This window comes from Ponticoccus sp. (in: a-proteobacteria) (genome assembly GCF_048381735.1).
The window spans coordinates 155,985-179,908 of record NZ_JBLXGL010000008.1 but is presented as its reverse complement, the minus strand read 5'-3'; the positions used below and the strand labels follow the sequence as shown (position 1 = coordinate 179,908).

General features: G+C 70.8%; 26 protein-coding genes and 2 riboswitches. Of the genes, 8 read left to right on the top strand and 18 right to left on the bottom strand.

Annotation, left to right across the window (positions count from 1 at the left end):
- Both ACN5KJ_RS14810 and ACN5KJ_RS14805 read right to left on the bottom strand, forming a co-directional pair.
- Positions 1-130, bottom strand: a 130-nt coding sequence (locus ACN5KJ_RS14810; RefSeq protein WP_418594806.1) for a GTP-binding protein, incomplete at its 3' end; no start/stop codon positions are given.
- A 130-nt stretch (positions 131-260) separates the two neighbouring features.
- On the bottom strand, positions 261-872 hold the full coding sequence (locus ACN5KJ_RS14805) for a hypothetical protein (protein ID WP_418594805.1): 612 nt from the start codon (positions 870-872) through the stop codon (positions 261-263).
- Between the two features lie 127 nt (positions 873-999).
- Here ACN5KJ_RS14805 and ACN5KJ_RS14800 point away from each other — a divergent pair, with 127 nt between their 5' ends.
- Positions 1,000-2,367, top strand: coding sequence for a cytochrome P450 (locus ACN5KJ_RS14800; protein WP_418594804.1), 1,368 nt, complete (start codon positions 1,000-1,002; stop codon positions 2,365-2,367).
- A gap of 237 nt (positions 2,368-2,604) precedes the next feature.
- On the opposite strand, the gene ACN5KJ_RS14795 is transcribed toward ACN5KJ_RS14800, so the two are convergent.
- From ACN5KJ_RS14795 to ACN5KJ_RS14785, 3 genes are all read right to left on the bottom strand, one after another.
- On the bottom strand, positions 2,605-3,180 hold the full coding sequence (locus tag ACN5KJ_RS14795) for a cob(I)yrinic acid a,c-diamide adenosyltransferase (RefSeq protein ID WP_206566277.1): 576 nt from the start codon (positions 3,178-3,180) through the stop codon (positions 2,605-2,607).
- Positions 3,181-3,183: 3 nt separating this feature from the next.
- Complete coding sequence (locus tag ACN5KJ_RS14790) at positions 3,184-3,387, bottom strand: twin transmembrane helix small protein (protein ID WP_206566276.1); 204 nt, start codon at positions 3,385-3,387, stop codon at positions 3,184-3,186.
- Between the two features lie 73 nt (positions 3,388-3,460).
- Positions 3,461-4,294 (bottom strand): SDR family NAD(P)-dependent oxidoreductase, encoded by an 834-nt coding sequence (locus ACN5KJ_RS14785; protein WP_418594803.1) that lies wholly within the window; start codon positions 4,292-4,294, stop codon positions 3,461-3,463.
- Positions 4,295-4,545: 251 nt separating this feature from the next.
- A riboswitch (cobalamin riboswitch) is annotated at positions 4,546-4,753 on the top strand.
- Positions 4,754-4,894: 141 nt separating this feature from the next.
- On the opposite strand from ACN5KJ_RS14785, the gene ACN5KJ_RS14780 reads away from it, so the two are divergent.
- Genes ACN5KJ_RS14780 through ACN5KJ_RS14760 form a run of 5 tightly spaced genes read left to right on the top strand, consistent with a single transcriptional unit; the run spans position 4,895 to position 8,300 of the window.
- Positions 4,895-5,677 (top strand): DUF4198 domain-containing protein, encoded by a 783-nt coding sequence (locus ACN5KJ_RS14780; RefSeq protein WP_418594802.1) that lies wholly within the window; start codon positions 4,895-4,897, stop codon positions 5,675-5,677.
- A gap of 4 nt (positions 5,678-5,681) precedes the next feature.
- Positions 5,682-6,299 carry a cobalt transporter CbiM gene (gene cbiM, locus ACN5KJ_RS14775; protein ID WP_418594801.1) on the top strand — a complete coding sequence of 206 codons (618 nt, stop codon included), beginning with the start codon at positions 5,682-5,684 and terminating at the stop codon, positions 6,297-6,299.
- Positions 6,296-6,871 carry a cobalt ABC transporter permease gene (locus tag ACN5KJ_RS14770; RefSeq protein WP_418594800.1) on the top strand — a complete coding sequence of 192 codons (576 nt, stop codon included), beginning with the start codon at positions 6,296-6,298 and terminating at the stop codon, positions 6,869-6,871. The genes cbiM and ACN5KJ_RS14770 overlap by 4 nt, the downstream gene beginning before the upstream one ends.
- Positions 6,868-7,659, top strand: a complete 792-nt coding sequence (gene cbiQ, locus ACN5KJ_RS14765) for a cobalt ECF transporter T component CbiQ (RefSeq protein ID WP_418594799.1) — start codon at positions 6,868-6,870, stop codon at positions 7,657-7,659. Before ACN5KJ_RS14770 ends, cbiQ begins: the two co-directional genes overlap by 4 nt.
- Positions 7,650-8,300 (top strand): energy-coupling factor ABC transporter ATP-binding protein, encoded by a 651-nt coding sequence (locus tag ACN5KJ_RS14760; RefSeq protein WP_418594798.1) that lies wholly within the window; start codon positions 7,650-7,652, stop codon positions 8,298-8,300. Before cbiQ ends, ACN5KJ_RS14760 begins: the two co-directional genes overlap by 10 nt.
- Before the next feature lie 87 nt (positions 8,301-8,387).
- Here ACN5KJ_RS14760 and cobF read toward each other — a convergent pair whose 3' ends face one another.
- The 6 genes from cobF to cbiE all read right to left on the bottom strand — a co-directional run bounded on the left by cobF (position 8,388) and on the right by cbiE (position 13,669).
- On the bottom strand, positions 8,388-9,125 hold the full coding sequence (gene cobF / locus ACN5KJ_RS14755; protein ID WP_418594797.1) for a precorrin-6A synthase (deacetylating): 738 nt from the start codon (positions 9,123-9,125) through the stop codon (positions 8,388-8,390).
- Positions 9,122-9,868: a uroporphyrinogen-III C-methyltransferase gene (cobA, locus tag ACN5KJ_RS14750; protein ID WP_418594796.1), complete on the bottom strand. Its 747-nt coding sequence runs from the start codon at positions 9,866-9,868 to the stop codon at positions 9,122-9,124. Before cobA ends, cobF begins: the two co-directional genes overlap by 4 nt.
- Positions 9,865-11,175: a cobyrinate a,c-diamide synthase gene (locus ACN5KJ_RS14745; RefSeq protein ID WP_418594795.1), complete on the bottom strand. Its 1,311-nt coding sequence runs from the start codon at positions 11,173-11,175 to the stop codon at positions 9,865-9,867. The genes cobA and ACN5KJ_RS14745 overlap by 4 nt, the downstream gene beginning before the upstream one ends.
- A gap of 138 nt (positions 11,176-11,313) precedes the next feature.
- Positions 11,314-12,108: a precorrin-4 C(11)-methyltransferase gene (gene cobM / locus ACN5KJ_RS14740; RefSeq protein ID WP_418594794.1), complete on the bottom strand. Its 795-nt coding sequence runs from the start codon at positions 12,106-12,108 to the stop codon at positions 11,314-11,316.
- Positions 12,105-12,482 carry a cobalamin biosynthesis protein gene (locus ACN5KJ_RS14735; RefSeq protein ID WP_347165943.1) on the bottom strand — a complete coding sequence of 126 codons (378 nt, stop codon included), beginning with the start codon at positions 12,480-12,482 and terminating at the stop codon, positions 12,105-12,107. The genes cobM and ACN5KJ_RS14735 overlap by 4 nt, the downstream gene beginning before the upstream one ends.
- A complete protein-coding gene (cbiE, locus tag ACN5KJ_RS14730) occupies positions 12,479-13,669 on the bottom strand; it encodes a precorrin-6y C5,15-methyltransferase (decarboxylating) subunit CbiE (RefSeq protein WP_418594793.1) in 1,191 nt (396 codons plus the stop codon). Before cbiE ends, ACN5KJ_RS14735 begins: the two co-directional genes overlap by 4 nt.
- Here cbiE and ACN5KJ_RS14725 point away from each other — a divergent pair.
- Positions 13,668-14,423: a cobalt-precorrin-6A reductase gene (locus tag ACN5KJ_RS14725; RefSeq protein ID WP_418594792.1), complete on the top strand. Its 756-nt coding sequence runs from the start codon at positions 13,668-13,670 to the stop codon at positions 14,421-14,423. The genes cbiE and ACN5KJ_RS14725 overlap by 2 nt on opposite strands.
- Here the strand turns inward: ACN5KJ_RS14725 and cobJ are convergent.
- From cobJ to ACN5KJ_RS14690, 7 genes are all read right to left on the bottom strand, one after another.
- Complete coding sequence (gene cobJ / locus ACN5KJ_RS14720; protein ID WP_418594791.1) at positions 14,396-15,145, bottom strand: precorrin-3B C(17)-methyltransferase; 750 nt, start codon at positions 15,143-15,145, stop codon at positions 14,396-14,398. The genes ACN5KJ_RS14725 and cobJ overlap by 28 nt on opposite strands.
- 160 nt (positions 15,146-15,305) lie before the next feature.
- Complete coding sequence (locus ACN5KJ_RS14715; protein ID WP_418594790.1) at positions 15,306-16,031, bottom strand: precorrin-2 C(20)-methyltransferase; 726 nt, start codon at positions 16,029-16,031, stop codon at positions 15,306-15,308.
- A complete protein-coding gene (locus tag ACN5KJ_RS14710; protein ID WP_418594789.1) occupies positions 16,028-16,657 on the bottom strand; it encodes a precorrin-8X methylmutase in 630 nt (209 codons plus the stop codon). Before ACN5KJ_RS14710 ends, ACN5KJ_RS14715 begins: the two co-directional genes overlap by 4 nt.
- Positions 16,658-17,803: a precorrin-3B synthase gene (gene cobG, locus ACN5KJ_RS14705; RefSeq protein ID WP_418594788.1), complete on the bottom strand. Its 1,146-nt coding sequence runs from the start codon at positions 17,801-17,803 to the stop codon at positions 16,658-16,660.
- Between the two features lie 58 nt (positions 17,804-17,861).
- Entirely contained in the window at positions 17,862-21,209 is a 3,348-nt protein-coding gene (gene cobN / locus ACN5KJ_RS14700; protein WP_418594787.1) for a cobaltochelatase subunit CobN, read from the bottom strand.
- Positions 21,210-21,241: 32 nt separating this feature from the next.
- Positions 21,242-22,294, bottom strand: coding sequence for a cobalamin biosynthesis protein CobW (cobW, locus tag ACN5KJ_RS14695; RefSeq protein ID WP_418594786.1), 1,053 nt, complete (start codon positions 22,292-22,294; stop codon positions 21,242-21,244).
- On the bottom strand, positions 22,291-22,686 hold the full coding sequence (locus ACN5KJ_RS14690) for a DUF1636 family protein (protein ID WP_418594785.1): 396 nt from the start codon (positions 22,684-22,686) through the stop codon (positions 22,291-22,293). The genes cobW and ACN5KJ_RS14690 overlap by 4 nt, the downstream gene beginning before the upstream one ends.
- A 79-nt stretch (positions 22,687-22,765) precedes the next feature.
- A riboswitch (cobalamin riboswitch) is annotated at positions 22,766-22,971 on the bottom strand.
- Between the two features lie 33 nt (positions 22,972-23,004).
- Between ACN5KJ_RS14690 and cobO the strand changes: the two genes are divergently transcribed.
- The gene (gene cobO / locus ACN5KJ_RS14685) at positions 23,005-23,628 is read left to right on the top strand and encodes a cob(I)yrinic acid a,c-diamide adenosyltransferase (RefSeq protein ID WP_347165952.1); all 624 of its coding nucleotides are present in this window, start codon (positions 23,005-23,007) and stop codon (positions 23,626-23,628) included.
- The last annotated feature ends 296 nt before the right edge of the window (positions 23,629-23,924 follow it).

Below are 23,924 nucleotides of genomic sequence, written 5' to 3'. Positions count from 1 at the left end.
GGTCGTAGGCGCGGAAGTCGCCGAAGTACTTCGTGATCGCCGCCGTCAGCGTCGTCTTGCCGTGGTCGACGTGACCGATCGTGCCGATGTTGCAGTGCGGCTTGCCGCGTTCAAACTTTGCCTTTGCCATCTCTCAGACGCCTCGCGATTGACTGGGCCATAGCCTCGGCCCACGGTTTTCATCGCGGGCCGTTTAGAGAGTCGGAGCGGAAAAATCAAGCGCTTGATGCAGGCGGGGCAAAGGCCGCCTGCCCCTGCGCTCACTCTGCGACGACCGCCTCGGGCACGGCCTTTGCCGACATCGAGGGCTCTGGCGCGGGCTCCGGCAGCCCGCCGAACCAGCCTTCCGTCGCCTGCTGCTCGCGCAGCCAGCGCTCGACCTCCAGCGCGCCGGTCTCTGCCAGCCGCTGCATCTGCTCTTCGCGGGTCAGTTGCAGGCGCGATTCGAAGACCTGGATGACGTTCACCACGTAGGGTTCGGCGTTCATCTTGGCCCGGGCGCTGGCCTGCCCCTCGGGGGCGTTGCGGGCTGCCTCGTCGTCCCAGACCGTCACCAGAAGCTGCAGCGCGGACTTGCCCGGCACCACAGGCGGCGGCAACGAGTAGGCCTCTACCTTGATGCCGAGATGGTAGAACTTGTCGCCCTCGAAGCGGCGAAAGCGCTCTTCGAAGGCGCTGTCGACGGTCGCGACCCACTCTTCGGGCGTGGCCGAGCGCGACACCAGCAGCTGCTGGGGCGCCGGCGCCACGACCTCGGCATGGCCCAGCTTGAAGGTGCCAAGCGGCTCTGTCGGACCGCCAAGGTCCTTGGTGGCATCTGTGCAGGCCGCAAGGCCAAGGGCCAGCGACAGGATGGCGGCAATACGGATCATCTCGGTCCCCCCGGGGTCTCGAACGGGGGCCGGGATACCCCGGCACCGGGTGCGGCGCAATCGCCCAAGGGCTTTGCCCCCGGTCCCCGCGCGCCTATCTTCTCAAACGTTGCAAGGGAGCCACCCGATGACCGACCCCAGCCCGCCGGTCCATGACCGCACCCCCGTCCGGGTGCCGCTGAACACCCGGCCCCTGGGTGTCTGGGGCAGCCTTCAGGCCACGCGCCGCAACGTGCTGTCGATCATCCCCGAGATCGCGACCCGCCAGCCCATGCTGTCCGGCAAGACCGGAACGCGCTGGCACATGGTCATGGATCCGGCGGCGATCCGGCGGATGCTGCTGGAGAACCTCGACAATTATCCCAAGTCGCGGGTCACCAAGAACCTGCTGCGCCCGGCCATCGGCGAGTCGCTGTTCATCGCCGAGGGCGCGCACTGGCGCTGGCAGAGGCGCGCCGCCGCGCCGGTGTTCTCGCATCGCAACGTGATGAACCTCGCGCCGGTCATGTCGCGCGCCGCCGAACGCGCGGTCGCGCGGATCGCAGGGGCCGGGCCACGGGCGGTGGATCTCCTCGAAGAGATGGTGACAACGACCTTCGACGTGATTTCCGACGTGACCTTTTCCGGCGACCGGGCCTTTGACCGCGACGGGGTGCACAAGGCGATAGACGGCTACATCAGCGAGGCCGGCAAGATCTCCATCCTCGACCTGCTGGGGGTGCCCGACTGGGTGCCCCGGCCCATGCGCATGCTGTCGGTGGGCGGCGTGGCGCAGATGAAGCGCGTCGCCGACAAGGCGGTCGAGGCCCGCGCCGACCGCGGTCCCGAGGGGGTGCCCGACCTGCTCGACCTGCTGCTTGCGGGCGAGGACCCGGAAACGCAGCGGCGGATGTCGGTGCCGGAGTTGCGCGACAACCTGCTGACCTTCATCGTCGCGGGCCACGAGACGACGGCGCTGACGCTGGCCTGGTCGCTCTACCTGCTGGCCTTCGACCAGGAGGCGCAGGAGCGGGCGCGCGAAGAGGTCCTCTCGGTCGTCTCGGACGGGGTGGCCAGGGGCGAGGACGTGGAGCGCCTGCCCTTCGTGCGCCACGTGGCCGACGAGGCGCTGCGGCTTTACCCGCCCGCCGGGATGGTCTCGCGCACGGCACAGGCGGCGGACAGGCTGGGCGGGCGCGAGATCCGCAGGGGCGATACGGTGATCATCCCGATCTACGCGCTGCACCGCCATCACATGCTGTGGGAGGCGCCCGATGCCTTCCGCCCCGAGCGCTGGGAGGGCGGGAAACCCGAGCGCTACGCCTACCTGCCCTTCGGCGACGGCCCCCGCATCTGCATCGGCGCCAGCTTCGCCATGCAGGAGGCGGTGATCATTCTCGCGACGCTTCTGGCCAACTTCCGTTTCCGCGCCGTGCCGGGCCGCAACCCGTCCCCGGTGATGATCCTCACCCTGCGCCCCGAGGGCGGCGTCTGGCTGGAAACTGATCCTCTGTGAGCCTGAAGGCCCTTCGAAGGGCCTTTCTGAACGCTCTGCGCAGAGCGTTCCGGAACCGGCTTCGAAGCCGGTTCACAAAGCCGCTTCAAAGCGGCTTCCCGCCCCAGAAATGGGGCCCTCCCGGTCGCCAGCCCCTCCCCCGGACGGTCTGCCGCGCTATGCGCGGTTCGCTCCCGCCCGCCGGGCCGGGGCTCCGCCCTCCCGGTCGCCAGACCCTCCCCCGGACGGTCTGCCGCGCTACGCGCGGTTCGCTCCCGGGACCCACAAGACGTCGGCCTTGCCGTTGTCGTTGGCGACGCGGGCCGCGACGAAGAACCAGTCCGACAGGCGGTTGAGGTATTTCACCGCCGCCGGGTTGACGCTTTCCTCCGCCGACAGCGCCACCGCAAGCCGTTCGGCCCGGCGCGCCACCGTGCGGCCCATGTGAAGATGCGCCGACAGCGCCGACCCGCCCGGCAGGATGAAGCTGCGCAGCGGTTCCAGCCCCGCGTTCATGTCGTCGATTTCGTTTTCCAGCCGGACCACCTGCGCGTCGGTGACCCGCAGCGGCGGGTACTCCGCCGTGGCGTCCTTTTCCATCTCGGGGCGGCAGAGGTCGGCGCCCAGGTCGAACAGGTCGTTCTGGATGCGCGACAGCATGGCGTCCACATCGCCCCCGGCGGACAGCCGCGCCACCCCCAGAACAGCGTTCAGCTCGTCGACCGTGCCATAGGCCTCCACCCGGCCCGCGAACTTCGGCACCCGCGTGCCATTGCCCAGGGCGGTGTCGCCCTTGTCACCCGTGCGCGTGTAGATCTTGTTGAGCACAACCATGGATCAGCCTCCCCGGCGAATGAAAACGAACAGCAGGATCAGGCAGACCGCCGCGAACTGCGCGATGATCCGCCAGCGCATCGCCTTGTTGGCGTATTTGCGATTGAACGCCCCGCCCTTGGCGAAGCTGCCAATGCCGAAGAGCAGGATCGCCACGACGCCCAGCATGGCGAGCGCGACGACGATGAAGAGCGGGTCCTGTAACATGGGGGTCTCCAGTGCTTTGCCTGCCACATAGCGGAGACGCGGGCAAAAGCGAACCGCGCTTGGCGTCGCAGGCTCAGCCCTTGGCGATCAGCCAGTCGAGCCCCCGGGTCGGCAGCAGCCGCCGCGCCGCCCCCATCAGGTGCGTCGCCCGGGTGACGTAATAGCGGGGTCGCGGGGTCGGGCTGTCCAGCGCCCGCAGCAGCTTCGCCGTCACCGCAGAGGGCGGCAGTTCGAAAAGGTCCGGGCCGCCACGGCTTTCGTAGAGACGCTTCAGCAGGGTTGCCTCGTATTGCGCGCGGCGCGGCGAGGCGCGCCAGTCCACCCAGCGCTCGAAATGCGGGATAGAGTTCTCCCGGATCTTCGTGGTCACCGGCCCGGTATTCAACGTGACCACATGGATCGGCGTGTCGCGCATCTCGATCCGCAGCGTGTCGGTCAGCCCCTCCACCGCGAACTTCGAGGCATTGTAGGCCGCGCGCCAGGGCATCACCACCAGCCCCAGCACCGACGAGTGGTTCACGATCCGCCCGTGGCCCTGCGCCCGCATCACCGGGATCGCCCGGCGCGTCAGCGTGTGCCAGCCAAAGACATTGGCCTCGAAGATCGCGCGCAGGGCGTCGGTGGGCAGGTCCTCCAGCGCGCCCGGGGTCGCATGGGCGCCGTTGTTGAACAGCGCATCCAGCCGCCCGCCCGTGTGCTCCAGCACCTCGGAAAGGCCCGTGCCGATGCTGTCCTCATCGGTGTAGTCGATGCGCGGGCTGATGAAGCCCTCGGCCCGGAACCGCGCGCAGTCGGCCTCTTGCCGGCAGGCGGCAAAGACCTGCCAGCCGCGCCCGGCCAGGGTATGGGCGGCGTCGAAGCCGATGCCCGAGGAACAGCCGGTGATGAGGATGGAACGCGTCGTCATGCCCCTCCCATAGGCGCGCAGCGCGGCGAAGGAAAGCCGCCGCCACGTGCCTGCCAGGCGCCTGCCCGGGCCATGCGCCCCCGACCGACAGACCCCGCCCCCCGGGGCGCAGACCGCCATGCCGCGTCGCAAGACAGCCAGGCGCGCCACACCGGGCCTGTCCCCGCCGCCCCGCGCCGCCCGCCGACACCTCCCGGCACAGGCCTCCACACCCCGCCCGGCGAATCCCGTTGACGCATTGCGGCGTTGCGACTACCCAAGTCGGGACCGGTCCCGGCGGGGGTCATCCGCGCCGGGGGAAAGAGGGAATGCCGTGCGGCCCATCCGGGCCAAACCGGCAGCTGCCCCCGCAACTGTAAGCGGCGAGCCGGGCCAAGACGCCACTGGAGCAATCCGGGAAGGCAGGCCCAAGGTGACGACCCGCAAGCCAGGAGACCTGCCGGTCGGGCGCCCCTTCGGACGGGGCGCTGCCACCGGACGCCGGGGTGCGCGTCTGGCCTGGATCGGTGCCGGGCGCCCTCGCCCTTTCCTTCCGGGTCACGGCCCTCTCTGGCGTTCAAAAGCCATGCGCCGGGTGAGGCGCCAGGAGAGACCGACCCGATGAAATCCCTTATGCTGGCCGCTGCGGCCGCCCTTCTTCCCGTTGCCGCGCAGGCGCATTTCCTGCTGCAATACACCACCGACACCATGATCGACCGCCCCGGAGACGTGCCGGTCAAGCTGATCTTCTGGCACCCGATGACCGTGGGCCACGTCATGGCGCTGGACAAGCCGCAGGAATTCTACGCCATCCACAACGGCGAGAAGATCGACCTGATGGATACGCTGACGCCCTCGACCTTCAACGGCGGCGAGAACGAGAACCCGGCCTTCATCGGCGCGGTGCCGGTGAAACGCTCGGGCGACTACGTGCTGGTGACGGTGCCGCAGCCCTACTACGAGGAAACCGAGGATCTCTACATCCAGCAGATCACCAAGGCCTACCTGAACCGCAACGAGCTGCCCACCGACTGGGACCAGCCGCAGGGCCTGAAGACAGAGATCCTGCCGCTGAACAAACCCTACAACGTCATCACCGGCTCGACCTTCACCGGGCAGGTGCTGTCCGAGGGCGAACCCGTCGCGGGCGCCGAGATCGAGATCGAGTACATGGCCGCCGAACCCTCGTTCGAGACCAATGCCGCCAGCGATCCGCAGGCCAAACCCATGCCCGGCGGGGCCGTCGTCGCGATCAGCGATGCCAATGGCTATTTCACCTTCGGCGTGCCCAAGGCCGGCTACTGGGGCTTTGCCGCGCTTGGCAGCGGCCCGGACACCGAACACGAGGGCAAGGAACTCAGCCAGGATGCGGTGATCTGGATCCGCGCCTGGGACATGGAGTAACGCCATGCATATCGTGGACGGAGCCCTTGCCAACCCGGTCGTGATCGGCGGCGCCGTTCTGGCGGCGGGGGGCGTGGCCATGGGCCTGCGCACGCTGACGCTGGAGCGCATTCCGGCAGCGGGCGTGCTGTCGGCCAGCTTCTTCGTGGCCTCGCTGATCCACGTGCCGATCGGGCCCTCCTCCGTCCACCTGATCATGAACGGCCTGGCCGGGCTGGTGCTTGGCTGGGCCGCCTTTCCGGCGCTTTTTGTCGGACTGTTGTTGCAGGCGGTCTTCTTCGGCTTCGGCGGGCTGACGGTGCTGGGGGTGAACGCGGTGAACATCGCGCTGCCGGCGGTCCTGACGGGGCTGCTGTTCGGCCCGATGATCCGGCGGGGCAGCCCGCTGTCGGCGGCACTCTGGGCCGGGATCGGCGGCGCTTTCGCCATCGCCGCGACAACCACGATGGTCGCGGCCTCGCTGGCGCTTTCGGGCGATGCCTTCATCGCCGCCGCGCATCTGGTCTTCGTGGCGCATATCCCGGTCATGGTGGTCGAGGGCTTCCTGACCGCCTTCGCGGTGCTGCTGGCGCGCCGGGTGAAACCGGAACTCTTCACCACCTTCGCGGAGACCCGGACATGAGACGCCTTGCCCTGACCCTTGCGCTCTGTGCCCTGCCCCTGCCCGCGCTGGCCCATAAGGTCATCGCCTCGGTCTTTCCCTCGGGCGATGCCATCGAGGGAGAGATCGGCTTTTCCAACGGCACCATGGCCGTCGGCGAGACCGTCACGGTCTTCGGCCCGGACGGCGCGGAACTGGGAACCGCGGTGACGGATGCGGACGGCTTCTTCGTCTTCACGCCCGCACAGCCCGTGGCCCACAGGTTCCACGCCAATCTCGGCGCCGGTCACGTCGCAGACGTGACCATGCCCGCCGAAGAGGTGGCGGCGATCCTCGGACAAGAGCCGCTGAGCCCCCGGACCCCGGAGGCGGCGGCAGAGCCCCCGGCGTCCGGCGCCGCGCTGAGCGATCAGCAGCGCGCCACCCTCGCCGGGATCGTGCGCGACGAGATGCGCCCCCTGCGACGCGAGATCGCCGCCTACCGCGAGAAGAACGACCTTCAGTCGATCCTTGGCGGCATGGGCTATATCGCGGGTCTCTTCGGCCTTGGGTTCTACCTTGCCGCGCGGCGCAAGCTGAAGGAGGCCGCATGAGCCACAGCTTTTCGCAGGCTGCCGCTCCGCTGGACCCGGCCACCCCATCCGGCGGCTTTCCCGCCGTGCTCGAACGGCTGGACCCCCGGATGCGGATTGCCGTGGCCTGCCTCTTTGCGGTGGTCACGGTGGCCCTGTCGGGCCTGCCCGCCCTGACGGCGGCGCTGGCCTGCGCGCTGCTTCTGCTGCTCATGGCGCGGCTGCCGGTCCGGCGCACGCTGAAGCGGGTGGCGATGATGGACAGCTTCATCTTCTTCATGCTGGCGCTTCTGCCCTTCACCGTGCCGGGCGACGCGATCTTCACGCTCTGGGGCTTTCCGGCCACATGGCAGGGCCTCGCCCGCGCGGTGGAGATCGGCCTGACCGCGAATGCCGTGGTGCTGGTGCTGCTGGTGCTGGTCGGCACGCTGGAGCCGGTGACCCTGGGCCATGCGCTCTACCGGATGAAGGTGCCCGAGACGCTGGTGCACCTGATGATGTTCAATATCCGCTACGTCGAGGTGCTGCGGGCGGAATACCTGCGGCTGCGCGCCGCCATGAAGGTGCGCGGCTTTCGCCCCGGCACCAACTGGCACAGCTACCGCAGCTACGGCTATCTTGTCGGCATGATGCTGGTGCGCGCCATCGACCGTTCGGAACGGGTGCTGGCGGCGATGAAATGCCGGGGCTTCACCGGGCGCATGATGCTGCTGCAGGACTTCCGGCTGGGCGCCGCCGACTGGCGCTTTGCCGCCCTCGCGGGCCTTGCCTGTGCGGCGCTTCTGGGACTGGACATGACATGGCGCTGATCGCCCTCGACGACATCCGTTTCGGCTATCCCGGTCATCCGCCGATCCTCGACGGCGCCAGCCTTGCGCTGGCCGAAGGGCAACGACTCTCTCTCGTCGGCGCGAACGGCGCGGGCAAATCGACGCTGCTGCTGATCGCGCTCGGGCTGCAACGCCCGAATGCCGGGACGGTCACGGCCTTCGGTCTGCCCCGCCGCGCCGAGGCCGACTTCCACGAGGTCCGCCGCCGCGTCGGGCTGGTGTTTCAGGACGCCGACGACCAGCTCTTCTGCCCCACGGTGGCCGAGGACGTGGCCTTCGGCCCCCTGAACCTCGGCAAGAGCCGCGACGAGGCGCTGGCCCTCGTCGACCGCGTGCTGGGCGACCTCGACCTGCGCCACCTGCGCGACCGGGTAACCTACAAGCTGTCGGGCGGCGAGAAGCGCCTGGTGACGCTGGCCACGGTGCTGGCGATGGAGCCCGAAGCGCTGCTGCTGGACGAGCCGACCAATGCGCTGGACCAGAAGAACGAGGCCCGGCTGGTGGAGATCCTGCAGGCCCTGCCGCAGGCGATCCTGCTGGTCAGCCACGACCCGGCCTTCCGGCAACGGATCGCGCCCGACGCCCTGCGGCTGGAGGCGGGCCGGATCGTGCCCGGATAGGCCGGGCAAGGCAGTGGCGCCGGGTTGCAGCCCGGGATGGCCACGGCACCCGCGGGCCGTGACCCTGCGGCACCGCAGGAGGGGGTCTTATCCCATCTCCCGCCGCAGCAGGTAGGTGTCCATGATCCAGCCATGCCGCGCGCGCGCCTCGGCCCGCGCGCGGACAATGCGTGGCCCGGCATCGGCCAGCGGGCCGCTTTCCAGAACCTGCTCCGCCATGCCAAGGAAACCGCCCCACCAGATCGTCAGCCCCGAGGGTTCCAGCGCCTGAAAGCTGCATTCGCCGTCCAGCATCACCACCACCGTCTCGGCGCCCTCCGGCCAGCCATGGTCGCGCAGCCGCCGCCCGGTGGTGACCGTCACCGCCCCGTTCACCGTGTTGAAGGGGATCGCATGGGCCGCGGTCAGCGCCTGCAGGGCCGTCACCCCCGGCACCACCCGCACGGCGGGCGCAGGCACCAGCCGCTCCGCAATCCGCAGCGTCGAATCATAAAGCCCCGGATCACCCCAGACCAGCAGGGCCACCGGCCCCTCGGGCGCCCCCTCCAGCGCCGCGATCCAGCGCCGCGCGATCTCGTCATGCCATGCGGCAACGCGGTCCTGATAGGGCAGCGCCGGGTCGCGTTCCGGCATGTCGAAGGCGATGACCCGCGCCTCGGCCCCCGCCGCCCGCAGGATCGCCAGCCGCAGCGTGGCAAGGTCGTCCTTCGCGGCCCCCTTGCGGGGGATCAGCACCACCGCCGCCTCGCGCAACAGCCGCATCCCCTCCAGCGTCACATGCTCGGGATTGCCGGTGCCGATGCCGATCAGCCAGAGATCCCTCACGCCGCACCCTCGTCGAAGCCCACGCCCATCTCGGCCAGCGGCCCGTAGAGGATCAGCGCCGGGCGCGTGCCGGTCTCTCCGGCCAGCCGCTCGGTCAGCCCGGCCACGGTCGCGCGTGTCAGCACCTGTTCCGGCGTCCAGACCGCCTCGGCAAGGATCGCCGGGGTCGTGCCGGGCAGCCCCTCTGCCATCAGCGCGGCGGCCAGCGCCGGGAAGGTGCGCTTGCCCATGAAGACCACGGTGCAGGCCAGCGGGTCCGCCAGCGCCTTCAGGTCGATATCCTCGGGCAGCGCGCCCGAGGCATCGTGGCCGGTGACGAATTGCACCCGCCGCGCCGTCAGCCGCCGGGTCAGCGGAATGCCGCAGGCCGCCGCCGCCCCCACGGCAGAGGGCACGCCGGGGATGATCTCGTAGGGGATGCCCGCCGCGCGCAGGGCGACCAGTTCCTCCTCCAGCCGACCGAAGAGGCCGCTGTCGCCGGATTTCAGCCGCACGATCCGCCCGCCCTCGCTGGCGTAATCCACCAAGAGGCGGCTGACGTGATCCTGCTTGGGCGAGGGCCGCCCGGCCCGCTTGCCCACACCGACCAGATCGGCACCGGGCCGCGCATGCGACAGGATCGGCCCCGAGGACAGGTCGTCGAAGAGCACCGCATCGGCCCGCTTCAGCCGGTCCACGGCCTTCAGCGTCAGAAGCTCCGGGTCGCCCGGCCCCGAACCGACGAAGCTGACGAAGCCGGTCATGAGGCCTCTCCGGCGATGAGATGGAAGAAGGTGCCGGTGACGCCGCCGCGCACCGATCCGGTCTCGGGCACAGGGGTGCCATCCGCATCCGCCACGGCGGCCAGCGGCGCATCGGGCTGTTCGAGGATGGTCGAGTAGTGGAACTCGTGTCCCCGCAGCGCCGCGCCCGCCGCGAAGCCCGGCATCGGCGCCGACAGGACCGCGCGCCGGTAGCCCAGATGGAACTTGCGTTTCTCGTAGGAGGTCACAAGCCCCAGCAGCCCCAGCATCCGGTGCCGCAGGCCCTCCTTGTCGATCAGCGCCTCACCCAGCGCCATGTAGCCGCCGCATTCGCCATGCACGGGCCGCGTCTGCGCATGGGCCAGCATGCCCGCCCGGAAGGTCTCCGCCGCCGCCAGCCGCCCGGCATGCAGCTCGGGATAGCCGCCGGGCAGCCAGACCAGGTCGGCGCGCGCATCGGGCGCCTCGTCGGCCAGCGGCGAAAAGGGCAGCACCTCGGCCCCGGCGCGGCGCCAGCCCTCCAGCAGATGCGGATAGGTGAAGGAAAAGGCCGCATCCTGCGCCAGCGCGATGCGCTGCGCGGGCGGCGGCGGCAGATCGCCCGTGACCGCCCCAAGGCCACGCGCCGCCGCCCGGATCGCCTCCAGGTCCACATGCTCGCGCAGGAAGGCGGCATAGCCCGCAATCGCCGCCTCCAGGTCGGGATGCTCCACCGCCTGGATCAGCCCCAGGTGCCGCTCCGGCAGGGTCAGATCGCCGCGCCGGGGCAGCACGCCCAGCACCGGCAGGCCCGCCCGCTCCATGCCCAGACGCGTCAGACGCTCGTGGCGCGGCGAGGCCACGCGGTTCAGGATCACCCCGGCAAAGGGCAGCTCGGGCATATAGCTGCGAAACCCCAGCGCCGTGGCCGCCGCCGACTGCGCCTGCCCGCCCACGTCCAGCACCAGCACCACCGGCCAGCCCATGCGCCGCGCGGTCTCGGCGCTGGATCCGTAGCCGACGCACCCCCGCGTCGCCACGCCGTCGAACAGCCCCATGGACCCTTCACCGACGCAGAGGTCCGCCCCCGCCGCCTGCCCCGCCACGGCCTCCAGCAAGCCCTCGCCCATGGCCCAGGTATCAAGGTTGAACGACGCCCGCCCCGAGGCCGCCCGGTGAAAGGCCGGGTCGATGTAATCCGGCCCCGACTTGAAGGGCTGCACCGCCAGCCCGTCCTCGGCAAAGGCCCTGAGAAGCCCCAGCATCACCGTGGTCTTGCCCGTCCCCGAGGACGGGGCCGAGACCATCACACCCGGCGCAAAACTCATCGCGACGCCCCTGTTTCTTCTGTCTGGAAATATCCCGGGGGGAATTGGCCGCAGGCCAAGGGGGGCCGCGCCCCCATGTCCCGCATCGCCACCTCAGCCACCGCGCCGTCAGGCATCCCCGCGCCGGTCACGCCCGCGTCAGTCATCGCCATGACGCCACTCCGACCAGGGGCTCTCCGCCGTCTGCGGACGATAGCGCCGGTCGTAATCCGCCGCATAGAGACGGCTCTCGGCAAAGCCCTCCGCCGCCAGCGCCGGCCCCACGAGGATCAGCGCCGTGCGCGAGATGCCCGCGTCGATATCCGCCTCCAGCCGCACCAGCGTGGTGCGGATCACCCGTTCGTCCGGCCAGGACGCGCGGTAGACCACCGCCACCGGGCAGTCGGCCCCGTAATGCGGCACCAGTTCCGCGACCACCTTCGGCAGGTTCCCCACCGACAGGTGCAGCGCCAGCGTCGCGCCGGTGCGGCCAAAATTCTCCAGCGTCTCGCCCGCGGGCATGGCCGAGGCGCGGCCCTGCGTGCGCGTCAGAACCACCGACTGGCCCAGCCCCGGCAGGGTCAGCTCCTGCCCCAGCGCGGCGGCGGCGGCGGAAAACGACGGCACGCCCGGCGTCACCGTGTAGGGGATGCCAAGGGCCTGCAGGCGCCGCACCTGCTCGCCCATGGCCGACCAGACCGACAGGTCGCCGGAATGCAGCCGCGCCACGTCCTGCCCGGCCTCATGCGCCTCGGCCATGCGCGCGACAATCGCGTCCAGATCCATCGGCGCGGTATTCACCACCTCGGCGCCCTCGGGGCAGTGTCCCAGCACCGCTTCGGGCACCAGAGACCCGGCGTAAAGGCAGACCGGGCAGGCGGCGATCAGGTCGCGCCCGCGCAGGGTCAGCAGGTCGGGCGCACCCGGTCCGGCACCGATGAAATGGACTGTCACAGGCTCTCTCCTCTTCCCGGCCCCTCGGCCAATGCGCAGGTCGCGCTCCGGTCGCTGGAGACCACGCGCGGCGCCATCAGCCGCCCGCCTTCTCCGGCGGCGTAAAGCGCGGCGGCCTCGGCCACGCTGCCCACGCCCCGCTCTTTCAGGCTGGCGCGGGACTGGGTCTCGACCGCCTGCGCCTGCAGCGCCGCCTGCGGGACGGCCACCACCGGCAGGCCCACCCTTTCGGCAAGCGCGACGAAGGCCGTTGCAACGGCCTTGTCCCCCGCCGTGGCGATCTTCTGCGCACGCAACCCGCCCGCCAGTTCCAACGCTTCCATCAGGGCCTCTTCCGAGACCTCCGAGCGAAATCCGAACCCCGCGATGATCATGTCGTCACACTCCATTGAACCACGGGGTATGACGCCTTCCAACCGCGCCGTGTTCCCAGCGCGCCCGCCTCGGCCAGTTCGATGCGCAGAAGTGTGCCGCCCAGCCGCGCCTGCCATGCGGCCAGCAGCGCCTCGGATTCCAGCGTCACGGCATTCACCACCAGCCGCAGGCCGGGCATCGCGGACAAGTGTTCCAGCAGCGCCTCGGACAGCCCGCCGCCGACAAAGACCGCATCCGGGCGCGGCAGGTCGGCCAAAGCCTCTGGCGCGCGGCCCTCGACCACCTGCAATCGGTCGACACCCAGCGCGGCGGCATTGGCGCGGATGCGGGCGGCGCGTTCGGGGCGCATCTCGACGGCCACGGCCTGCGTGGCGGGGTGCGACAGCAGCCACTCGATCCCGATCGAGCCCGAACCGCCGCCGATGTCCCACAACATCTCGCCCGCCCCGGGCGCCAGCGCCGAAAGCGTCAGCGCCCGCACGGGTCGTTTCGTCAGCGCCCCGTCGCTGTCGAAGACAGCATCCGCCTGCCCCGAGGCGCGGTGCAGCGCCGCGCCTTCGCCCGCAACCTCCAGCGCGACACAGACCGGGTGGCCGAAGCCCTCAAGCGGGTCTTCCGCCCGCGCCCGCGTCATCCGTTCGCGCGGGCCGCCAAGCGCCTCCATCACCGTCAGGGCCGAGGCGCCGAAGCCCAGGCCGGTCAGGTAGGCGCCAAGCTCCGCCACCGCCGCACCGTCGCGCAGCAGCGCGATCACCCGCTGGCCCCGCGCCAGATGCGGTCGCAGCCGCGCCAGAGGCGCCGCATGCAGGCCAAGGCAGAGCGTGCCCTCCAGCCCCCAGCCCATCCGCGCCGCCGCCAGCGAGAAGGTCGAGACCCCCGGCAGCGCCCGCCACTCATGGGCCTCGAACTCCCGCGCGATCACCGAACCCGCGCCGAACCAGAAGGGGTCGCCCGAGGCCAGCACCGCAACGCGCCGCCCCGCCAGCCCGCGCAGCAGCGCCAGCCCCTCAGAGAAGGGCACCGGCCAGACGATCCGCTCGGCGCCGTTGTCTGGCACCAGCGACAGGTGCCGCGCCGGCCCCATGACCACCTCGGCATCGGCCAGCGCGGCATGGCTTGCGGGCGACAGGCCTTCCGGTCCATCTTCGCCCAGCCCGATCACGGTCAGCCACGGAGCCTTGCCCATGTCACCCAACCTCCTGATCCTCGGCGGCACCACAGAGGCGCGCCGCCTGGCGGATGCCGTGGCGGCTGCGGGCCACCAGGGCATCGTGTCCTATGCCGGACGGGTCGAACGCCCCTATCCCACCGCCCTGCCGCACCGCATCGGCGGCTTCGGCGGCACCGAGGGCCTTGCCACCTACCTGCGCACGCAGGAAATCACCCATGTCATCGACGCCACGCATCCCTTTGCCGCGCAGATGAGCGCCCATGCGGTCGAGGCCGCGCAGCGCACCGGCGTGCCGCTGGCCGCCCTCACGCGCCCGGCCTGGCAGCCCGGTGCGGGCGACAACTGGCAGGCCGTCGCGGACATCCCCGCCGCCGTCGCGGCCCTGAACGGCCCGCCGCGCCGGGTCATGCTGGCCGTGGGCCGGATGCATCTGGAGGACTTCACCCCGAACCCGCAGCATTTCTACCTCTTGCGCCTCGTCGATCCGCCCGAGGCCGCGCTGCCCTTCCCGGACTGCGCCGTCGAGGTCTCGCGCGGGCCCTTCACCGAAGCGGGTGATCGCGCCCTGATGCAGCGCCACGGCATCGACCTTGTGGTGTCCAAGAACGCGGGCGGCAGCGGCGCGCGTGCCAAGCTGGATGCGGCGCGGGCGCTTGGCCTGCCGGTGGTGATGATCGACCGCCCCGCCCTGCCGCCACGGACCGAGCTGCACGAGACCGCAGAGGTTCTGGACTGGATCGCTCATGCCGGGGTGAACCTCGGCGTGTAGACGAAGGGCGCGCCGTCGCGCGGGATCACCCGCGTGCGCGAAGACCCCACCAGCACGACGGTCCGCATGTCCGCCATATCCGGTGTGGCGTCCTTCAGGGCGACCACGCGGATCGCTTCCTCGGCGGTAGAGACGGCGCGGGCGAAGATCACCACCCGCTCCGGCTCGCAGGTCTCGCGCAGGACCACCAGCGTGCGCACGAAACCCTCGGGCCGCGAGGCCGAGCGCGGGTTGTAGAAGCCCATGGCGAAATCGCCCTCAGCCGCCAGCCGCAGGCGCTTCTCGATCAGCGCCCAGGGCTTGAGGTTGTCGGACAGGTTGATCGCGCAGAAGTCGTGGCCCAGCGGCGCCCCCGCCCGCGCCGCCGCCGCCAGCATCGCGGTGATGCCGGGCAGCACGCGGATGTCCAGCGCGGCAAAGGCGGGTTCGGCCTCGACCGCCTCGAAGACCGCCGCAGCCATGGCGAAGACGCCGGGATCACCGGACGAGACCACGACCACGCGCTTGCCGCCCTGCGCCATCTCCAGCGCGTGGCGGGCGCGGTCCAGTTCCACGCGGTTGTCGCTTTCGTGCAGGGTCAGGCCGGGGCGCGGGGTCACGCGGCGGACGTAGGGGATGTAGCCGACGATATCGGTGGCCTGCGCCAGCGCGTCGGAAACCTCGGGCGTCACCAGCGCCTCGGCCCCGGGACCAAGGCCCGCGATCACCACCCAGCCGGTCATGGCCGCAGTCCTTCGGTCGCGGCACAGGACGAACGCTCCGCAGCCTTCACCGCCAGCGCGCGGGCCGAGACAGAAAGGCCCCGCGCCGCCCGGCTGTCCGCCGCGCGGCGCGGCCTGTGCAAGCAAGCTGCCGCTGGCTGGCGCCTATGCAGGAGAGGGCTCATGGCCGCCGCCCCTGCCCGTGCACGATCACGATGGAGAAATAGGGCGACACCCGGTCAGACGCCTGCGCCAGCGGCATGACCGTCTGGCCCTCCATGCTGGCGTATTCCACCAGCCAGGCCCGGTCCATCTTGCCCGCCGCCGTCAGGGCCTCGCGGATCTTGGGCAGGTTGCGCCCGATCTTCATGACCACCAGCGCGTCGGCATCCAGCGCGCCGCGCGTCAGTTCCGCAAGGGGCAGCGTGCCCATCAACACCGACAGGATGTCGTCGCCCCATGTCACCGGCATCCCCGTCGCGGTCCATGCCGCCGACATGCCGGTGATCGCGGGCACGACGCGCACGTCGGTGTCATCCTTGAGCCGCTCGTAGAGGTGCATGAAGGAACCGTAGAAGAACGGGTCGCCCTCGCAGAGCACCACCACCTCTTCGCCCTGCGCGGCCAGCGCCCGAAGATGCGCCACGCAGTCGGCGTAGAAAGCCGAGAGGATTTCGTTGTAGCGCGGATCGGACAGCGGGATTTCCGTCGTCACCGGGTACTCCATGGCGAACTCGACCGCCTCGGGATGCAACATCCCCTCGACGATGCCGCGCGCGCGGCCCGCCCGTCCCGCCTTGCGGAAGAAGGCCACGTGGCGGGCGTTGCGGACCAGCCGGTCGGCGCGCACGCTCATCAGCTCGGGATCGCCGGGGCCAAGGCCGACGCCGTGGATCACGCCGCTCATTCCGCGCGGCTCGCGATGGCGTTGATCGCGGCGACGGTGATGGCAGAGCCACCCAGCCGCCCCCGCACGATCAGCGAAGGGACCGGCAGCGCCTCCCACAGGGCGTCCTTGGATTCGCGCGCGCCGACGAAGCCGACCGGGCAGCCGATGATCGCCGCCGGGCGCGGGCAGTCCGGGTCCTCCAGCATCTCCAGCAGGTGAAACAGCGCGGTGGGCGCATTGCCGATGGCAACCAGCGCGCCCTCCAGCCGGGGCCGCCACAATTCCAGCGCGGCGGCAGAGCGGGTGGTGCCCAGAGAGGCCGCGAGATCCGGCACGGAAGGATCGCGCAGCGTGCAGATCACGTCGTTGTCGGCGGGCAGGCGTTTGCGCGTCACGCCTTCCGAAACCATGTAGGCATCGCAGAAGATCGGCGCCCCGGCCTCCAGCGCGGCGCGGGCGGCCCCCACCATGCCGTCAGAGACCGCCACATCGCGTTCCAGCCCGACCAGACCGGCGGCGTGGATCATCCGCACCACCACCTGCTCGGCATCCGGGGCAAAGCGGTCAAGCTCCGCCTCTCGCCGGATCGTGGCAAAGGACTCGGCGTAGATCGCGGCGCCGTTTTTCTCGTATTCGTAGGGCATTCAGAGGGTCCGGAGGTCGAGGGTGTCAGGGTCAAGGCCAGGGTGCGCAGGGTCATCCCACGGGGCGCCGCCCCGGACAAGATCGAATGCACCGTCGCGGCCCGTCAGGGTCAGCGGCGCGGGGCCGGGCAAGGCGCAGCCCTTGGCACAGCCAGAGACATGCAGCGGCAGCGGGGTGACGGCGGCAAGGCGCCGGGCGAGCGGGCGGGTTTCGACGCTGGCCTGCGGGCAGAAGGGCGCCCCGGGACAGGCGGTGACCCGCAAGAGCGGGTCGGCGGGGTCGGTGATCAGGTCGGGGTGCGCCGGGGCCTGCGCCAGCCCGGGAACGAAGAGCATGCGGAAGGGTGTGACGCGGATCGGCTGGCCTGCGTCCAGCGCCCCGGCCAGTGTGCGCAGACCCTCGCCCGTGAACTGGCCGAAGGCGGCGGCGACACAGTGCCCGCCGTGCAGCGCACCCGGGCGCGGCGCGGGCGACGCCTGAACCGGGGCAATCGCTCCGGCCAGATCGGCGGGCAAGGGGTGCGCCGAGACATGCCGCGCCATACGCCCGCGCCCGTCCGCCCCGATACCGCCCGAGGCGATGAACCACCGCGTCAGCGCCAGCGCCGTGCCAAGCGCCGCGTCCATGTCGGCCACGGCGCGCCCCGTCGCACAGCCGTCAGCGCGCAGGATCAGCCCCTCGGCCGCGCGTTCGATCCGGATGTCGCCGCTGACATCGGCCAGCCGCCCCGCCCCGGCATCTATGACGAAGCCGAACTTGCCGGGCAGCGCGGAGAACTCCGCGCCCTGCAGCGCATCGGACAGGGCCATGGCCAGCCCCGCCTGCGCCGGATCGCTGCGGAAGGGGTCCAGCACGATATTGCGATGCGCCTCGGCCTCGGGCGTCTCGTCCAGCAGAGCCAGCGCCGACAGGCCCTCGATCACCGCCGGATGCGCCGCCTCGTCGATGCCGCGCAGTTGCAGGTTCGCCCGGCTGGTGACGTCGATCACGCCCGACCCGTGGCGCTCTGCAAGATCCGCCAGACCCAGCGCCTGCGCCCGGTCGATCTGCCCCAGCCAGGGCCGCACCCGCACCACCAGACCGTCGCCCGAGCGCATGGGCCGCCACGCGCCGGGGCACCAGCCCTTGATCTCGGGCGCGCTCATGGCGTCACCGGGTTCGTGCCGCGCGCCCCGCGCCACGTAGGGCTATATCGACGCGCGCTCATTCCGCCGCCTCCAGCGCCGCGCGGATGGCATTGCGCCGGGTCTGCCACAGGCCCGCCGCGTGCAGGGCGGCAAAGCGATCCTTCATCGCCTGCAGCGCCTCGGGATTGGCCTCTGCCATGAAGGCGCTCAGGTCGTCGTCGCCCAGCGTCGCCTCGTAATAAAGGTCAAAGAGATGCGCGGGCACCACCCCCGCAAGCTGCGCGAAGGCGGCCATGTTCTCCAGCGTCGCGGCGATCTCGGCGGCGCCGCGAAAGCCGTGACGGCGCATGCCCGCCAGCCAGCCCGGATGCGCCGCCCGGGCCTGCACGACGCGGGCGATTTCCTCGGACAGGGCGCGCGCGCGGGGCCGCGCCGGGTCGGTATTGTCCAGATGCCAAAGCCGCGCGCTGCCGCCGGTCACCATCTGCGCGGCGGCAAAGCCCGCCTCGTGGCTGGCGTAATCCTCCGACAACAACAGGTCGGTCTCGGGCAGGTCCTGCGCATGGACAAAGGCCTCGGCCCCGCGCACCCGCGCCCGCAGGCCTTCGGGATCGCGCACCGGGTCGGCGCCGTCCAGCGCCCAGGACGAGGCCGCAAGCCAGGCCTCGCCCGCCGCCTGCCGCGCCTCTGCGGTATAGCTGTCGAGCTGCGCGCCCATGGACACGCCATATTGCCCCGGCGCCGGGCCGAAGACGCGCGCGCCCTGCTGCGCCACATAGGGGTTCCAGTCTGCCGCCTCGTCACGCTCGGACAGCACCCGCACCGCCTGCCCGAAAAGCGCGGAGAGCCCCGGAAAGACGTCGCGGAACAGCCCCGAGACCCGCAGCGTCACGTCCACCCGGGGCCGGTCCAGCTCGGCGATGGGCAGCACCTCGAGGCCCGAAACGCGCTCGGCGCCCTTGTCCCAGACCGGGCGCACGCCCATCAGGTGCAGCGCCATGGCGAAGTCCTCTCCGGCGGTGCGCATGGTCGCCGAGCCCCAGAGGTCGACCACAAGGGACCGGGGCCAGTCGCCCTCGTCCTGCAGGTGGCGGCGCACCAGTTCCTCGCCCAGCCGCACACCCTGCGCATAGGCGCTGCGCGTCGGCACGGCGCGCGGATCGACGGCAAAGAGGTTGCGGCCCGTGGGCAGCACGTCGGACCGCCCGCGATAGGGCGACCCCGCCGGCCCCGGCTCGATCCGGCGACCCTGCAGCGCATCCGGCAGCGCGCGCCTCTCGGCCTCGGCAGAGGCAGCGGCATCGAAGGCGCCCTGCCCCTCGGGCATCCGCCCCCAGACATGCAGCCCGTCGCCGAAAACGCTGTCCTTCACGTCGCAGACAAAGCGGTCGATCCGCGTGATCGCCTCGGCCAGAGAGGTCGCGCCATCGAGCCCCAGATCCCCCTCGACCCCCAGCGCCTGCGCCTCGTCGCGAATGTCCTGTTGCAGCCGGTCGCGCCGCCGCGGGTCCAGCCCGTCGGCGTTCGAGAACTCGTCGAGCAGGCTTTCCAGACGCGCCAGCCGGTCCGGCGTGCCCGAGGTCTTCAGCGGCGGCGGCACATGGCCCAGCGTCACCGCGCCGATGCGGCGCTTGGCCTGCGCGGCCTCGCCGGGATCGTTGACGATGAAGGGGTACAGTACCGGCAGGGCGCCGGTCAGCGCCTCGGGCCAGCAGGTGTCGGACAGGGCGACGGATTTGCCCGGCAGCCACTCCAGCGTGCCATGCGCACCAATATGCACCAGCGCATCCGCATGCCGCTGCAGCCAGAGGTAGAAGGCGACGTAGCCATGGCGCGGCACGCGCGACAGATCGTGGTAATCGTCGTCCCGGCTCGCGGCCTCGCCGCGCTCGGGCTGCAGCGCGACCAGCGCAGTGCCCAGCCGCAGCACCGGCAGGGCGATCCCCTCGGGCGTCGCAGTTGCATCGGCCTCGGGCGCGCCCCATGCGGCCTGCAGATCCGCGCGCAGCATCTGCGGCAGGCGCTCCAGCTCCGCCGCGTAATCCGCCCAGGGCCAGACCAGCCGGGCCGCGGCCAATGTTGCCTCGTCCAGCCCGGTTTCGACCGCATGGCCCGCGGCCCGCAGATCCTCCAGCATTGCCCGGGCCGAGGCCACGGCATCCAGACCCACCGCATGGGCCATCTGCCAGTCGCGCCCCGGGTAGGTCGACAGAACCAGCGCCACCCGCCGCGCGTCAGCCGGGACAGCGGCCAGCCGCCGCCACCCCGCCACCCGGTCACAGAAGGCCGCGACACGGCCCGCATGCACCCTGTGCACAACACGCGAGAACTGCAGGTCCGGGTCGCGCTCGCCCGCTTCCTTGAAGGACAGGACGCCGCCGAAGATCCGCCCGTCCACCTCGGGCAGCACCACGTGCATGGCCAGATCCGCCGGGGACAAGCCGCGCTCCGCCGCGTCCCAGGCCTCGCGGTCCGAGGTCGCCAGCGCCGCCTGGAACACCGGCACGCCGCCAGCGTCCAGCGGCGAGGCCCCGCCGCCCGAACGCCCGGAAAAGGCGGTCAGGTTCACGATCACCTCCGGCGCCAGCGCCGCCACCTGCCGCCGCAGCCAGCCCGTGGCCTCCGGCGCCTTCAGCGAGGGCACGAAGAGCGCCGCCACCTCGAAGCCCCGCGCCCGCAGGCCCTCCATCACCGCCTCGACGGGCTCCAGGTCCGCCGCCACCAGGTAAGACCGGTAGAAGACCACCACCGCCCCGGGTTTCTTCTTGGTCAAAATACCGTCGGGGGGGCTCGGCCTGTCCGAGCGGGGGGCAGACAGCCCCCCTCCGGCAATCGCCCCGAAGGCCACCGCCGGACAGCAGACGCCCTCCTCCGGTGTCCATGCGCCGACCTGCGGCAGGCCCTTGGCGCCTCGCACCGGTCCGGCATAAAGCCCCGAGGCCAGCGCCATCTGCGCCAGCGCCGCCTGCGCCGCCACCGCGCCGCCGCTGTCGCAGAGATGCTGCAACCGGCGCAGCGTGGAGACCGGCAGGGTCGAGACCGCGTCCAGCCGCGCATCCACCCGCCCGTCGGCGGGCAGCACCGCCAGCGCGATGCCCTTCTCGCGGCACAGCGCCTCGACCTGTTGCAACCCATAGGCCCAGTAGGGCACGCCGCCGATCAGCCGGATCAGCACGCCCTTCGCCCCCGCCAAGGTCTGCTCGACATAGGTGTCGACCGACAGCGGGTGCTTCAGCGCCGCAAGGTTCGCCAGCCGCAGCGCGGGCATCCGCTTCGCGCCGCCGCCGCGATGCCAGCCCGCCGCAAAGGCCCCAAGGTCCGAGTCCGAGAAGGACAGCACCACCAGATCGCCCGGGTCCTGCGCAAGGTCCCGGGGGGTGTCGGCCTCGTCCAGCCCGTGGCTTTCGCGAAAGATGACATGCATGGGCGTGCGGCGGGCCCAAGGCCCGCCCTACATCAGGCGGCGACCGGCGCCGCGCCAAGGATCGCGCGGATCGCCTCGGGCTTCACGTCGTCATGTTCGGCGATGACCACCACCTTCGAGACCCGCGCCTCGTCGGGCTTCCACGGGCGGTCGTACTGGTGACGCACCCGCGCGCCCACCGCCTGCACCAGAAGGCGCATCGGCTTGCCCTTCACGCTGGCATAGCCCTTGACCCGCAGGATGTTCAGCTCGTTCGCCAGCCGCTCGATGGCGGTGACCAGCTGCTCGGGGCTGTCGAGTTCCGGCAGCTCCACCACGATCGACTCGAAGTCGTCATGCTCGTGGTCGTCGTGGCCGTCATGATGCGAGGGGCGCGCATCCATGTCGTCCTCAGCGGCGGCCTCCAGCCCGAGGATCACGCGCGGGTCGACCACACCCTCGGCGACCTCGACCACCGGCAGCACGCGCGGCGCCTCGGCGGCGATGATCGCCTTGGCCCTGGCCACACCCTCGGGACCGGCAAGGTCGGGCTTGGTCAGCAGGATGATATCGGCGCAGCTGATCTGGTCCTCGAAGACCTCCGACAGCGGTGTTTCGTGATCGAGGCTGTCGTCGGCCAGCCGCTGCGCGTCCACCCGCGCCACGTCGGGGGCGAAGCGGCCCGAGGCCACGGCCTCGGCATCGGCCAGCGCGATCACGCCGTCGACGGTGATCTTCGAGCGGATATCGGGCCAGTCGAAGGCCTTCAGCAGCGGCTTGGGCAGGGCGAGGCCCGAGGTCTCGATCAGGATGTGATCGGGGCGCGGCTCCAGCGCCATCAGCGCCTCGATGGTGGGGATGAAATCGTCGGCCACGGTGCAGCAGATGCAGCCGTTGGCCAGTTCCATGATGTTCTCGGCGGGGCAGTCGGGGATGGCGCAGCCCTTCAGGATCTCGCCATCCACGCCGACATCGCCGAATTCGTTGACGACGACCGCAAGGCGCTTGCCGCCCGGGTTCTGCATCAGGTGGCGGACCAGCGTCGTCTTGCCGGAGCCGAGGAAGCCCGTGATCACGGTGACGGGCAGTTTCGAAAGGTCGGTCATTCGGCAGGCTCCTGCGTTTGCGGGGTCAGGGGTGGGATGCGCGCAATGCAGTTGCGCTTGAAGTGCTCGGGACGCTGGCGCCACGGGATCAGCCCGTCCGCCGTCTGGTGATAAAGCGACGCGCCTTCCAGCAGCATGTCGGAATGCGACGCCTCGTCGACATTGCCGAACACATAGGTCCAGCGGTCGCCGCCCCGCAGCGCGACGGTGCAGCCGGACTCGCAGTTCTGCAGGCATTCGACAGCGGTGACGCGCACGCCCTCGGGCGCGTCCCGCGCGGTGATCTCGTCATACAGACGCTGTCCGGGGCGGCGGTCGTCGGCGGGGACGTCCATGCCCTTGCGGCATTTCACGCAGACAAGCAGTTCGGTCGGGGCAGTGGGCGCGGTCATCGTCTCTCCTGTCCGGGGGGATGACGGGCGCGGCCCTTCGACAGGGACCAATCCCGACACCGGCACACCCCGTCCGGTCTCAAAAGCTCTTCTCGCTGGCAGGTCTCCCGGCTTGCGGATCTCGGGCCTTGCGGCCCAGCGGTCCCCGACCTTCCCGGCGCGATGCCAGTGGCGATGGGGCCCTTTCCGGTTCACGGTCGCGGGGGCGGCTGCGCCTGACCCCGCACGGGGCTGCACATTCCCTTTTCACCTGTTTACACAGGCACCAGCAGGGTGCGAGATGCGCCCATTCGCCCCGAGTTGTCAAGGAGAAGCGCCATGTCCGACACGGTCACCCCCGAAGAGCAGGCCCGCCACGCCGAGAAGATGAAGAAGATCAAGGCGGCGCGCGATCGGATGATGGCAGGCAAGACCGGCGAGAAGGGGCTGATCATGGTCCACACCGGGCCGGGCAAGGGCAAGTCCTCCTCGGGATTCGGCATGGTGATGCGCTGCATCGCCCATGGCATGCCCTGCGCGGTGGTGCAGTTCATCAAGGGCAACTGGATCACCGGCGAGGCCGAGATGATCCGCGAACGCTTTGCCGAGGAATGCCGGTTCTTCGTCTCGGGCGAGGGCTTTACCTGGGAAACCCAGGACAAGGCCCGCGACATCGCCGCTGCTCAGGCCGGGTGGAAGATCGCGAAGGAACAGATCCTCGACCCCGAGATCCGCTTTGTGCTGCTGGACGAGATCAACATCGCGCTGCGCTACGATTATCTCGACATCGACGAGGTGGTCGATTTCCTGCTGCACCAGAAGCCCGAGATGACCCACGTCTGCCTGACCGGCCGCAACGCCAAGCCCGAGCTGATCGAAGCCGCCGACCTGGTGACCGAGATGACGCTGGTCAAGCACCCCTTCCGCGACGGGATCAAGGCGCAGAAGGGGGTGGAGTTCTAGGCTCCCACCGTTCCTAGTGCGGCGTTTCGCGGGCCGGGCAAGGCCAAGCGGGTCGTCGCGCCCCTGGATCGTTTCGCACCAAGGCGCGCAGGGAATCGTCCCGCGCGATCCGGTGGCCTTGCTCCCGGGTCGGCTCTCCCGGCGGCGCTGCCCAAACGATCCGATGGCAATGCCGGAGCGTTGTCCCTGCCGACAGCCCCGTCCGCCCGTCATCTCTCCCGGCGGCCCTGCCCCTGCGTTGTCTCCCCTGCGCGTCTTCCCGTCCGGCGGCGCTGCGCTTGCGTCGCCCCGTCCGG